Origin of the sequence: Pseudoalteromonas sp. PAB 2.2 (genome assembly GCF_001938575.1) — a bacterium.
Lineage (GTDB): Bacteria > Pseudomonadota > Gammaproteobacteria > Enterobacterales > Alteromonadaceae > Pseudoalteromonas > Pseudoalteromonas lipolytica.
The window spans coordinates 49,241-62,542 of the sequence record NZ_LYPI01000020.1 but is presented as its reverse complement, the minus strand read 5'-3'; the positions used below and the strand labels follow the sequence as shown (position 1 = coordinate 62,542).

The 13,302-nt window shown below is 41.2% G+C and carries 10 protein-coding genes; 3 read left to right on the top strand and 7 right to left on the bottom strand.

Annotation, left to right across the window (positions count from 1 at the left end):
- Positions 1–18: 18 nt before the first annotated feature.
- Positions 19–957 (top strand): LysR family transcriptional regulator, encoded by a 939-nt coding sequence (locus tag BWD47_RS17210; protein ID WP_075594370.1) that lies wholly within the window; start codon positions 19–21, stop codon positions 955–957.
- Between the two features lie 166 nt (positions 958–1,123).
- Here the strand turns inward: BWD47_RS17210 and BWD47_RS17205 are convergent, their stop codons facing one another.
- The 5 genes from BWD47_RS17205 to BWD47_RS17185 all read right to left on the bottom strand — a co-directional run bounded on the left by BWD47_RS17205 (position 1,124) and on the right by BWD47_RS17185 (position 9,896).
- Positions 1,124–2,566 (bottom strand): serine hydrolase domain-containing protein, encoded by a 1,443-nt coding sequence (locus BWD47_RS17205; protein ID WP_075594369.1) that lies wholly within the window; start codon positions 2,564–2,566, stop codon positions 1,124–1,126.
- 189 nt (positions 2,567–2,755) lie between these two features.
- Positions 2,756–3,619, bottom strand: coding sequence for a D-Ala-D-Ala carboxypeptidase family metallohydrolase (locus BWD47_RS17200; protein WP_074989302.1), 864 nt, complete (start codon positions 3,617–3,619; stop codon positions 2,756–2,758).
- Between the two features lie 8 nt (positions 3,620–3,627).
- A complete protein-coding gene (locus tag BWD47_RS17195; protein WP_075594368.1) occupies positions 3,628–5,247 on the bottom strand; it encodes a murein L,D-transpeptidase in 1,620 nt (539 codons plus the stop codon).
- A 320-nt stretch (positions 5,248–5,567) separates the two neighbouring features.
- The gene (locus BWD47_RS17190; RefSeq protein WP_074989306.1) at positions 5,568–8,720 is read right to left on the bottom strand and encodes an efflux RND transporter permease subunit; all 3,153 of its coding nucleotides are present in this window, start codon (positions 8,718–8,720) and stop codon (positions 5,568–5,570) included.
- Between the two features lie 3 nt (positions 8,721–8,723).
- Entirely contained in the window at positions 8,724–9,896 is a 1,173-nt protein-coding gene (locus BWD47_RS17185) for an efflux RND transporter periplasmic adaptor subunit (protein ID WP_036967700.1), read from the bottom strand.
- A 162-nt stretch (positions 9,897–10,058) separates the two neighbouring features.
- Here BWD47_RS17185 and BWD47_RS17180 point away from each other — a divergent pair, with 162 nt between their 5' ends.
- Both BWD47_RS17180 and BWD47_RS17175 read left to right on the top strand, forming a co-directional pair.
- The gene (locus BWD47_RS17180; RefSeq protein WP_178387097.1) at positions 10,059–10,307 is read left to right on the top strand and encodes a YkgJ family cysteine cluster protein; all 249 of its coding nucleotides are present in this window, start codon (positions 10,059–10,061) and stop codon (positions 10,305–10,307) included.
- A gap of 107 nt (positions 10,308–10,414) precedes the next feature.
- The gene (locus BWD47_RS17175) at positions 10,415–10,666 is read left to right on the top strand and encodes a hypothetical protein (protein WP_065978689.1); all 252 of its coding nucleotides are present in this window, start codon (positions 10,415–10,417) and stop codon (positions 10,664–10,666) included.
- Positions 10,667–10,717: 51 nt separating this feature from the next.
- Here the strand turns inward: BWD47_RS17175 and BWD47_RS17170 are convergent, their stop codons facing one another.
- Positions 10,718–12,556, bottom strand: a complete 1,839-nt coding sequence (locus tag BWD47_RS17170; RefSeq protein WP_075594366.1) for a TonB-dependent siderophore receptor — start codon at positions 12,554–12,556, stop codon at positions 10,718–10,720.
- A 180-nt stretch (positions 12,557–12,736) separates the two neighbouring features.
- Positions 12,737–13,288, bottom strand: a complete 552-nt coding sequence (locus BWD47_RS17160; protein WP_036967710.1) for a DUF4136 domain-containing protein — start codon at positions 13,286–13,288, stop codon at positions 12,737–12,739.
- Between the last annotated feature and the right edge of the window lie 14 nt (positions 13,289–13,302).

Genomic DNA, 13,302 nt, shown 5'->3' with positions numbered 1-13,302 from the left:
CAAAAAATTTTAGTTAATATGTTGGTTGAAGATCTGAAATTAATCCTCAAGGTCGCTGAATTCCGCAGCATTACTACCGCTGCTGCAAAACTAGATATGCGCTCAGCAACAGCGAGTGCAGCAATAAAGCGTGTTGAGGCAGCTCTCGGTACTGAGTTATTTGTGCGAACAACGCGTCACTTGCGTTTATCAGCAGCTGGTGAGCGCTTTTTGCCTCAATGTCAGCAGGCAATTGCCATGCTTGAGCAAGCAACTCTTGCATTAAAAGGCGAGCATGATGAAATTGAAGGGGAGCTTAGAGTGGCGTTATCATCTGATCTGGGCCGTAATATGATTATTCCTTGGCTTGATGAATTATTAGATGAGTACCCCAAACTCAGTTTGAGACCGCATATCAGTGATAGTAATGTTGATTTTTACCGTGATTCAGTCGATTTTGCACTGCGCTATGGCTCGCCATCAGATTCCAATCTTTATGGTTTCAAAATTTGTAATGTGCCACGTATATTATGTGCAACCCCAGACTATTTAGCCAAGCATGGTATGCCTAAGCACCCAAATGATTTAAAACAACATCAGGGGCTTTTTTATCAACTGCAAGATATCATTAATAATGTCTGGGATTTTACTGACGACACAGAACGTTTTAAGGTAAAAATGCAAGGTCGCCGTGCCTCGAATGATGGTGATTTAGTCAGACGATGGTGTGTTGCAGGGAAAGGCCTTGCAGTTAAATCATGCATTGATATCAGTGATGATTTGCTTAATGAACGTGTAATACCTGTTATGCAAGATTATCCGCATTTGTGTGCAGAGCTGTGGCTTATCTGTCCAAGTCGGCAATCAATTACACCTGCTGTTCGTTTAGTTCGGGATATATGCCGCGAAAAAACCAAAGCTATACTCAATCAACTGATTGAAAAGGGTATTTTAGATAAGCGGGTACTCGATAACTAATTATTTTAAGTATAGAATAACGAGGCTTTTTCATCTTTATTGCTAAGCAACATTCTCAGGGCGGGGTGAAATTCCCCTCAGGCTTTATACTTTAAATTAAAGTGAGCCCGCGAGCGCTTTAGCCATGCTAAAAGTAAAAAGAGGCCACGTGGCGTGGCTTCTTTTGTTATTGCAGTTTTTCAATCGCGTTGTGTGCGCTGTTACTTTCTGGGTCTAGCTTGAGCGCTTTTTTGTAACTTGCTAATGCTTTTTGTTTATCACCGGCTGCTAAATATGCTTCACCTAAACTGTCAAACGTATTTGCGGAATCTGGATAAGATTGATTGTTGAGTTCAAACACCGTGATTGCGGCGTCTAGCTCACCCATCTGCATTAATTCATAGCCAAAGTAGTTTAGCGACCTTTCTCTTGGTGTATTACCATCACTCACCATTTGCTGATAGGTTTTTTTTAGCCCTTCAATACCTTCACGTTTAAATACGTTATAAAGTTTGCTATCTATATGCTCTGTCGCTTTTTCGTAGGGTTTGCCATAGTAGATTGCAAGTAGGCCATTAGTCATGGGGGTGAGTGGCGCACCACCGGTATTATTTAAAATGATAACCAGTAATTTGTCTTCGATGATCCTACTTATAAATGCATTAAAACCATTGATGCCACCGCCATGTTGAATACGTGTCAGGGGTTTTCCATAGGTGCTTTTATCAAGGTTAGTTACTTCCCAACCAAGCGCATAATTTCTTTGCTCAGACACGTGATACATCTGCTGTTTATATTCTTTGTTCAATAACTTATCTGAGTAAAGGGCTTGATCCCATTTTAGTAAATCTCGTGCTGTTGAATACATAGACCCTGCAGCATACGGGATAGACATATCTAAGTAGTCTGTATTGCTGTAGCCAGTTAGGCCATTGTCGTAACCCGATACGCGAAATTTAATGATTTTATTGTGAGAATCATAGCCTGTGTCGTTCATTCCGAGTGGATCTAAAATATTTTTCTGTAATACGTCTTTGTATTTTTGACCCGTTACCTTTTCAATTACTGCACCTAAAATAAAGTAGCCTGAGTTGCTATAACGAAATTCAGTGCCGGGTTCGAACAATAGATCATCACTGCACAATAAGCGGATAAATTCATCAACGCTGTAGTTGTTTTTACTATATTCGTCGCGAAATGTTTTTAATTGAGTGTAATTACTAAGCCCAGAAGTATGGTTGAGTATTTGTCGAAGAGTAATTTTTGCTGCGATATCTTGCCTGTAATCAGGAAGGTACGTTGCCAGAGGTTCATCAAGTTTGAGCTTACCTTGTTGCGCAAGTTGTAAAATGAGCATGGCAGTAAATTGTTTTGTAATCGAACCTATTCTAAATTTACTTTTCTCGCTGTGCTCAATATCCCATTCAAAGTTTGCGTAGCCATAACTTTTTTCAAACAGTACTTTTCCATCTTTAGCGACTAGTACATTGCCATTGAACTGCTTGTAGTCATGAAAACCTTGAATAAAGTGAGCCATCTCAGTTTGCATATCTTGGCTGCGGGCAAGGCTTGTAAAAATAATTATTGAAATGATAAAGAGTAGTTTTATGTAATTTATAAATGTTTTCATTGCTGTCCTTATGATGAATCTAATCCATTCTAATTCCAAAAGAGGCAGTCTCGTTTTAGCCGTGACACTATGTGAGCGATGGATTTTCTATTTAGTGTGATTTTTGTACTAATTCACAATAGCTTAGTCTTTATCTTATTGGAATATAATAGAAACATTCTATTACAATTCATTTATTAATAGAGTGTCTTACCACCTTGCGGTAAAGCCACGGTTGTCTATGTGTACAAAACCACCATGATGAGCCGCAGGTTTATAGCGGCCAATACCGCCAGTGTAGCGGCTTTGCTTTTGAAATTTTTCGAACAGTTTATAAAGTACATCGACATCGGCAATGGTGAGCTTGCCATCACCGTTTAAATCGTCCATGCGGCCATCGCCGTTTTCATCGATGTATAAATCAAATGCATCACCATATTGATGACGACTGTGTCGTCCATTACCAATAGAGCGGTTGTAATGAGGCGTACGGTAGCCACTGATAAAGGCAAATTTAGTTACTTTAATTCCTTCACGTTGCACAAATTTAAGTAAATCTTCGAGCATCATTAACCCGTCGTTATTAACATAAAGGTATTTTGGGAAACCACTCACTTGTTTACAAATCACATTTCTAACTTGCACATGAGGTGTTAATTGGCGTGTTAAATCCTGCTCTGTTATTTCAATAAGCCCTGATGGGGCACTGTACTGTGGGTTGTTTTTGTATGGAGCAGGGTACGTGCCAATTTGGTAATTATTCAGTACTTTGTTTTTGGCGTTAAACGGCTTTTTTACAATAACCATTAAGGTGCGTTCAGCGTGTGAATTTGCCAGTACTAAAGAATAAAACCCTGCTTTTTCAGGAGCATAAACGGCGAGGCTTGTTGGGCCTAACCGTTCTGTTTTTACATCTGACACATCGGTAGCAGAAAAGTCGGCCGTGTTATCAAGGGTGAGCACTTCATTCGCATCCATTACAATACTGTGCAGCGATTTGTTGAGCTCAAGTGCACTGATAGGCAGCGTTATGCATGCAAACAACGTACTGATAACCACTAGGCTAAATTTCATAGATACCTCTAGATTGAATCATTTGAAAGTGGCTTAGTGAGTTTTTCTAGTAATACAGGATCGCGATTATACACATCAGAGTAAAAATGCAGTCCATCATCTGTATTTGCAGCCACGGTCCAATACATTAAAAAGACATCAAGCGGGTTTGACAGGGTTACTTTTTGTGTCTCTTTAGCTGAGATAGCGTCATCAATTTTACTGCGAGACCAACCATCCGAGGTTCCTAATATTTTTTCAGCTAGTGTGAGTGGCTCATCAACCCGCACACAACCATGACTGAATGCACGTTGGTCTTGCTGGAATAAACTTTTTGCAGGAGTGTCGTGCAAATAAATTGAGTATTTATTTGGGAACATGAATTTGATTTGTCCCAGTGAATTATTTTCTGAAGGTTGCTGTACAAACCAATACGGGAAGTTTTTGCGGCTCGCATTAGCCCAGTCAATGCTCTTGCTATCTACGGGGTTACGGCGGCTATCTACTACCACAAAGTCCTTTTCATTCAGATAGTTGGGGTTATCTTTCATTTTCTTAATAATCCCTCCAGAAATACTCCGTGGTACTGTCCAAGTCGGGTTCATTACTATGTAACTCATTTGCCCTTTGAATATGGGGGTTTTTGTGTAGTTTTGGCCTACAACTACATTGGTTTTCCATTGAAGTTTGTTATCTTCGAACAGATAAAGCATATACCCCGCAATATTAACGATTAAAAAACGCTCGGTGATGGTGTTGTCTACCCAGCGAATGCGCTCTAAATTAACTAAGATATCATTAACATATTCACTGTAATCTCTATTGAGCAGCTTTATGGTTTCATTTCCTATTACACCATCGTCAGCAACTTGATGTAAATATTGGAATTTTTTAACAGCTTCAACAAGTTCAGTGTCGTAACTGGTTTCATCTGAAATACTAGAAGAGTAGTAGTTTAAGCGTTGTAGTTTTTGTTTTAATAGTGGCACAGCGGGGTCTGATTGACCGGGTTTTAATACCTTATTTTGTAATGTGATATTCGCAAGTTCACCTTTCGTGTCAAGTTCGCGATAAAAAACCAATGCATCTTTCAAGGTTTTATAGTGGGGCAGAGTGGGTTTTAAATCATTAAGGCCTTTTTCGAGGCTTTTTGATTTTACATGTTTAAGCAGCGCTTTTGCAGCGGCATCTGGGGTGACATCAGACTGCTCGTAATTCCATGTGTCGGATAGTAGTTTAGGGTTCATTTTACCGCGAATCAGGTGTTTTGCGTAAGTCATGATGGCATCGGTCATCAGCACATCGAATTGTGCTTCGACGGCTTGTGTGCCGCGCTTGTCAATTTCTTTTGCCAATGCCATCAGCGTGTCAAAGTGGTAATCGTTAGGGAAAAGTCCTTCAAGCTCAGCTTGTGCAATTAAATTAAGCGCTTGTTTTGTGTACGCAAAATCAGACCAAACACGTTCAAAGTTATTTGCTTTGTAGGTGGCAACAGTCATTTCAGGGGAGTGGATTAGTTCGCTTTCTACAGAATGAGATTCGCCAATTAAAATAGGTTCAAGCTGTTGTTGTAAATATGGGTTTTCAGCCAGCGCAGGAATACAAAAAGATAAACAACTAACCAAGGCAGTGTAGCGAATAAATTTCATAGCTATGTCCTTATAACGTGTTTGTAAGAGTGACACTAATTAGCATTAATACTTAATTATTCAGAGGGGTAAAACCTGATGCTGACAGCGTTAAAAATTTCTGATTTTGAACAACGAAATTTTGCAGTGCTCGCGACGAGGGTTTTCGCCTAAAAATAACTCTTAGAATAAGCAAATTAGTATTCTTTGAATTTGTTTCTTTTTTACACACTTAAGCTTAGCAAAGTTATGAAAATTTTAGGAACATATTTGTTTATTTTTTAACAAAAAACGCTTGGTAAGAAAGCTTACCAAGCGCTTGGTTGGGATAAGGAGAGGGCTTAGTTACTCGATGTCTGTAGTGGGGCATCAGGCGTTGTTTTTTTGCCTCTTAGTTTAGCAATTAAACGCTTGAAGTCTTCTAATGCCACGTACTGACATGGAATTAAAATTAATGTAATCACGGTCGCAAATAACACACCAAACGCCAGCGATACAGCCATTGGGATAACTATTTTGGCTTGTAAACTGGTTTCCATAATTATTGGCAATACACCTATAAATGTAGTGATCGACGTTAATAAAATGGCTCTAAAGCGGCGTGCCCCTGCTTGCATTACTGCCTCTTTAATTGCGACTCCTTCTGCTCGGGCTTTATTAACAAAATCGACCATTACGAGCGAATCATTCACAACAACACCTGCAACCGCAATAATGCCGAACACCGACAGGCTGCTCATGGTCATCCCTAAAATCATGTGACCAAACATGGCACCAATCACACCAAATGGAATAACCGACATGATAATAAATGGCTGAGAATATGAGCGAAGTGGAATCGCTAATAATGCAAAAATAATCATCATCGACAGAGCAAAATCACGTACTTGCTCAGCCACACTGTCCATTTCTTCTTGAATACGTCCTGCTACATTACTTTCTACACCTGGGTAGTTTTTAAGTAGGCTGGGTAAATACTCATCACGAATTTCTTTTGCGATTGCAAATGGTTCTGCTTGCTCGGTATTAACCGCAGCCCACACATTAACAGTACGCTTTGCATTTTCTCGGCGAATACGGTTAACCCCATCTACGATATTTACTTTAGCAACTTCTGCCAGCGGCACTTCAACACCCGTTGGCGTAATGATACGTGCATCGGTAATGTCGCTCACAGCATTGCGTGATTCTCGTGGATAGCGAATCATGACTTTGATCTCTTCACCTTCGCGAAGAATACGTTGTGCCTCTAATCCGTAGTAACTAAAGCTCACTTGCGAAGCAACATCAGACAGTGTAAGACCTAAGCTATACGCAAGAGGTTTAAGTTCTAGCTGTACTTCATCGGTCGCCGATTGTAGTGAGTCATTAACGTCACCAACACCTTCCATGCTGTTAAGTTTCTCTTTAAGTTTTGCTGCGACTTCTTTTAGTTTGTTAATGTCTTTGCCTTCTAAGCGAAAACTTACATCGCCATCATCACGGCCGCCATTCATTATGCTGTCTTGAATGTTAAGTGTTTTTACACCAGGCAGTGGCGGCATTTGTTCACGCCATAACGCACTTAACTGAAATGTATCGATAGGGCGTAAGTCAGGCTCAACTAAAATAGCCATAATATTGGCATTGGTGCGACCTCGTAAACTGACTGATAAGTCACGGATCATCGATTGACCATACTGCTCTTGCAGTTGCTTATCGACATTTAATATGACGTTTTCAATTGTTTTTGCTGTCTCAAGCGTTGCTTGCTCAGATGACGATAAGTTCATTTCGACTGAGATGCGCGGAAAGTCATGCGGAATTTTAGGGTTCGCAACAAACTTCACTAAACCACCTGCAAACATACCACCGCTCACAATAAGGACACAAATAAAGCCAACAATAACGGTATATCGATAGTGGATACAGTGACCAATAAATGGCGTGTAATAATTATCGACAAAGTTTTTCAAACCGTTATCCATACCTAAACGCAAACGATGTAAAGGGTTTTTAGGGTTGGCAGGCTTATTTTTCATTGCCGCTAGGTGAGCTGGTAAAATAAGTTTCGATTCAATCAAAGAGAAAATTAAACATAAAATAATTACCCCACCAATGGCTTTAGAGAACGCAGAACCAGGTCCCGACGCCAGTGTTTGCGGTAAGAATGCAGCAATGGTTGTTAGTACACCAAATGTAGCAGGAATGGCAACGCGTTTTACACCACGTACAACGTTATCAAGGCTATGGCCGTGTTTTTCAATTTCAGCACTGGCTGACTCACCGACCACAATGGCATCATCAACGACGATCCCCAGAACTAATATGAAGGCAAACAAGGATGCAAGGTTAACGGTGATATCTAAAAAGCCCATTGGCATCATTAAAAAAGCACCTAGGAAAGACACAGGCAACCCCATCATGACCCAAAATGCTAATCGCAATGGCAAGAATAGGGCGAGTACCACCATCACCAAAATACCCCCCCAAATCATATTATCGATCATCATATTTAGACGACCTTCAAGGTAGTAAGTTAAATCGACAATAGGCGATAATTTTACACCCTCTGGTAAGAGTGGGGCTTTATCAGCAAGGTACTGTTTAAGAACCGCTGCAACTTTGGTGATATCTTGATCTTTAGAGGCATTAACTTCAAACGTTAATGAGTTTTTGCCATTGTATTTTGAGTATTGCAGACCCTCTTCAAAGCCATCGTTCACGGTGGCTACATCGCCAAGTAGCACTTGTGCGCCATCGGGTAGGTGCAATAACGGGAGGTTTTCAAACTCTTTACCACGGTAAGCTTGGTTTTCAACACGCATTGAAATATAACCATTTTCAGAGCGAATTTGACCCGCCGACATATTTGCCGAAAAGCTACGCACGGCAGTCGCAATATCCCGGAACGTTAAACCATACTCGCGAAGTTTATCAGGGCTTATTTCAATGCCAATTTCATAATTTAGGCCACTGTGAAATTCAACTAAGTTGATTTGCGGTAACGCTTGAAGTTCATCTTTTATGTCGTTACCCAGCTCTTTTAGTTGGTAATTGCTCATATCGCCATAAAGCGCCAAGATCATGACTTCTTGCTCGTACTTATCACGGCGAACAATAGGCCGTTCCATCTCTGCAGGAAAGGTATTAATTGAGTCAACTTGCATCTTGATTTCGTCAAGCACTGCTTGCGGATCGTATTGTTCTTCAATTTCGATCCAGGCTTGTGAAAACCCGCGGTTCGAATAGGTAATTAAGCGTTTAATACCTTCGAGTCCTTCAAGTGACTCTTCGACTTTTATGGTGATGCCTTCTTCGACTTCTTGTGGAGCAGCACCCGGATAAACAGCTTGAATGCTGATCCAGTTACTTTCAAACTGTGGGAACATCTGTTTACGAACAGACATAGCTGTTAGTAAACCGCCCACTAAAATAAAGATCATGAGGAGATTTGCTGCAACAGGGTTGCGAGCAAACCACGCGATTAAACCTTTTTCTCTTTGCGTGGTCATGGCTTAGTCCTCTTTTAACGCGAGTTGCGTGGTTGGCGCGCTTAACTCAGCGTTATCTAACTTTACTGCCATCCCCTCAGTGGGGTACTCAAGGGCTGAGGTAATGAGTTTTTCACCATTCGCAAGGCCGTTATCCGCGATCACCATACCATTTTGTTCACGCACGATATGAAGGGTTTTAAATGTCAGTGTTTCGCCTTCTTGTAAAACGGCGATTTTGTTGTCTTTTACTAAGTGGTGTGGCACAACAATGGCATTATCTAAAGCGCGACCTTGAATAGTCGCGTTGATGTATGAGCCAAAACGTAATGGATTTTTTTGCTGGTAGGGCGTAGCAACTTGGGCAACTAAATAATTCATTCGACTGCGTTGGTCTACCACACCTTCAGTGCGAACAATCGTAGCTTGCCATGTGGTTTGTTTACCAGCAAACTCGGCGCTAATAGAAACGTTTGCACCAATACCTTGATTATCCAGATACTGTAAGTCTTTATCGGCAACGGGTAAGCGGATTTCAGCAAGTGAGGTAGAACTTAAACTGCCAAAGCTGTTACCCGGGTTAACAACACTGCCTAAACTAATTAAGCGTTCTTCGATAATGGCATCGTAAGGGGCTTTAATATAAGTACGTTCTAAGTTGCGTTTAGCGCGCTTAACGCTTGCTTGCGCTGCACGGTAATTAGCAAGTTTTTCAGCGAGTTGTGGTTTACGTAGGTAAAGTTCAGAGGGAATAACTTGATGAGAGTCGCCTTTGATACGATCCCACTCAGCTTGCGCAACAGAAACTTGTGCACGTTCAATCTCCAGTGCAGAACTTGCTTGTGCAAGCCCAGCTTCGGCTTCGATAAGTGCTGCTTCGTAATCATTTGGGTCAATTCGTGCTAGAATATCGCCTTGCTTAACAAATCCGCCTTGTACAAACTGATCAGAAAGCGATACAACTTGGCCGCTAACTTGCGCTACAAGCTCGGTGTGATTCTTTGGCTTAACAATGCCGTACGATTTTACATCGAGAGTAATCGTATCGAAGCTCAATGGTTTAATCGATACAAGCGGACGCGTATCTTGTTCTGGTTTTTCGACAGGGGCTTGCTTCATTGAGGCAAACGCAAAAGCCATCCCTAAGCCGCCGACTAAAACGGCAATAGGGAGAATGATTTGTTTTTTACTAGCCACGGGATATTCCCTCACGGTTGACGGTAATGATTAAATTTAAAATTTGTTAGGCTAAGCATACGCAATAAAGTGTTTACAAGGCGTTTGAAGATGTAACAAACCATTACACATATTACAAAGACGCGATAAAGGTTCTTAAAGAGGTACGTGATGACAGATAAAATGGCATGTAGATTAGGCTGTGGCGCCTGTTGTATTGCACCTAGTATTAGCTCACCCATTCCAGGGATGCCAAACGGCAAAGCGGCCGGAGAGCGCTGTATTCAGCTTGATGAGAATAATTTGTGTAAATTATTTGGTGATGCCTCAAGGCCAAAGGTGTGTAGCGACTTTTCTGCCACGATAGATGTGTGTGGCATGACTAACGAACAAGCATTGTATTTAATTACCGAACTTGAACAGATGACATAAATTTGGCTGTTGTTGCTGAAAAGCTTTAAACAATATTTATCATAAAACATTTAGCAAGCTGGTTCTATTTTAGTTACGATACACTGATTTTGTAATTAAGGAAGAATATGAGACACACATCCAATGAAGCGTGGTTATTTTTGTTGTTAGTTGTATTAGCTATTGTCATGCCATTCATTATCGGTTTAGTGGTGGTAAAAACTTACCGAAGATTTAAACCCATAGAACAGGCTGATACGGATTCTGTATCGATTATGAGTTCGATTGAAAGCAAAGATAGTTTTTTTAAAATATTATTTGTGGGTTTTTTAGTTAGCTCTCCGATATTTTATGGCTTATATCATTCATTTTTAGCCTAAGAATGTTATTGAAAATGCCAGTCTTATTGACTGGCATTTTTGGTTTGTGAACTACCAGCTATACGTAGCGCTTAGTGTATATTGCTCGCCACGTCCTGGAGTGCCGGGGACTTCTTCGAATGATTCATCCCATATGTTGTCTGCTGCTAAAGTAATAAACACATTTTCAAGCTGAGCCGGAGTGAATTTTAGCGTCAGTTGCGTAAAGAAGGCTTCATCGCTTGAGCGTCTCAGGCGATTGCTGTGCTGTTTACGCCATTCATTATCAATACGCAGTTCAAGTATGTCCATTGGTTGCCAAACTGCACCGAGTGTTACACGGTGATCTGGATAGTTTAGGGCGTAAAAACTCGCATCAATATCCGCTGCGCCATAATCTTCGGACTTTTCTAAATAGGTGTAGCTGGCAATAAGCTCGGTGGTGTCAAACGACTTATTAGCTAGGAACTCAACCCCTAAAGTATCAATATCAACAGGGTTGGCAAAACGCGCTGAGGTTGCATCAAAGCGGTAGGTCCAGTCAGTGAGGTTTTTATCTTTACGATAAAATATCGCTGAATCTAAGCGCCAAGTTTGCTCTTCAATTAGTAAGCCTAACTCGAGGTTGTCGGTCGTCTCGCGCTCAAGGTTGTAGTTACTTCTGAATAAACCACCTGTTTCGCTGCCACCAATCGCTGTATAACCTGGTACTTGAGTTGCCTCTGCGTATGACGCATACCACGTGTGTTCACTGCCATTTTGATTGACAACTTTAAGGCTCGCATCAGCAATGAAGGAGGTATCTGAACTATCACGATTTGTGTTATCAAATGCTACACCCGCACGCACGGTAAGCTGTTTGTCAGTAGCAAGTGCTGTTGTGTATTCTGGCAATACGCTTAACTTTGTGTAATTGCGTGAAGTAAAGTTGTTTTCAAGAGAAGTAGACTCAATAGAATCTGCAATAAATTGCCCTGAGTAGTTAATTGCATATGCCGCGTTGAGTGTGTGGCGGCCCGATAACCCCAGTGATTTTACCGTTGTTTCGTGAAATGCTTCAAAAATAGCGGGGTTTTCACGTGATAATACATAGTGATCGTTATGTTTACGATAATAACCGGTCACTTCAAATGTATTGCTCGCACCGTACAAGTGTTTGTGATTTAACATTACCAAAGTGGTTTCAAGATCTTCGGTTTCATTAAAATTAAACGGCGTGTATAAGTTGGGCCAACCAAAAAACTTTGCTTGTTTACCGAACATTAAATCAGTTTGTGAAGTGTCACTTGCCAGTTGAATGCGTGCCGATGCGCGTTCAAAATCATGGTCACCATTCTTAATAGAACCATCACTTTTTGAATGCGAATACTCACCTTCAAAGCCTAAGCGCCAATCAGGCATGCTCTCAAGCTTTTGGCTGTGCGCTGCATGAATACTCTGTAAGTTAAAGCCATTGCTACCAATCCCTAACGAAGCACTCCCCGTGCTTGTAATAGGTCGCCAGCCAAATGAAACGGTCCCTACAGAGCTATTCATGCCATATAGAGCGTTATCAGCACCGGTTAGAACCGCTGGGCCTGCTAGCATCTGCGGTGCAATAGGAATTTCTGCAAAGTAATGCCCTGACTGTGGATCGAATAAGGTGCTGCTGCCAACACGAAAGCCGGTATTTTCAAAAATACCACCCCGTATCGTCACATCGGCTTGTGCCTCAGCCATATTACGTGATTGTAAGTCGACACGTGGGTCGTATTCTAAATTTGAAACGGGCGCATCAAAGGTGCCAACAGGTTCTTTATTGGCTGTTGCTGATACTTCAACGGTGATTTGTTCAATGTTGTTTGCTTCTTCTGCAAACAGTGAGCAAGTGACGAATAATGCAGGAAGTGTGAAGTGTACCGCTCGTACCATCTAAAACTCTCTTATGATTACTGTGTTGAGAGCAGTGGGGTTAATTACCGTATAAACATGGCAAACCACTGCAAAATTGCGGCTATTGTATCTGAATCACTGAGTTATACCACTCCAACCAGCATTGATTTAGGCATAAAAAACCGCGAATTAATCGCGGTCTTTTATCGAAACATGTAATTATTGTTTCACTGACTGTGGCGGAAAGTTACTTAAAATATTCGCGACAGTTTCTTTGATCACTTCAGTACGTTTTTCTGGTGACTGGTTCTTTTGTAAACGACCTTCTTTAGCTCCACGCCAAACAAGTTGGTTAGAAGCGCGGTCGACAACATCTAAAATTAATGTGCCTACTTCGTACTCACGCGTTGTCGTTTGCGTGTTGTAGCCCATGCCCCAATAATTCCAGCGTGCGCCATAACCAACATTAAACGTATCTACATCGATTTTAGTATCAACAGATGCATGGTAGTTAATAAGTACATCAGCTTGTGCAACGTCAACCAGTTGCATACCACTTTTTTCAAGTTCAGCATTTACCGCTTCGCGGACACGCTTTTCCATTAATGGACTGATTTGGTAGTTTGCAACATTCTTTGTTAGGCTCGCGTTAGGAACCCACGAGAAAGTTTTATAGTTGCTAAAGTCAGCTGATTTATCGTAATCCCAATCAGGGGTTTTAGCACAAGCCGCTAAAAATAAAACAGCCGTTGCGATTAATAAGTTCTTCATACTGTTTGCTCCTT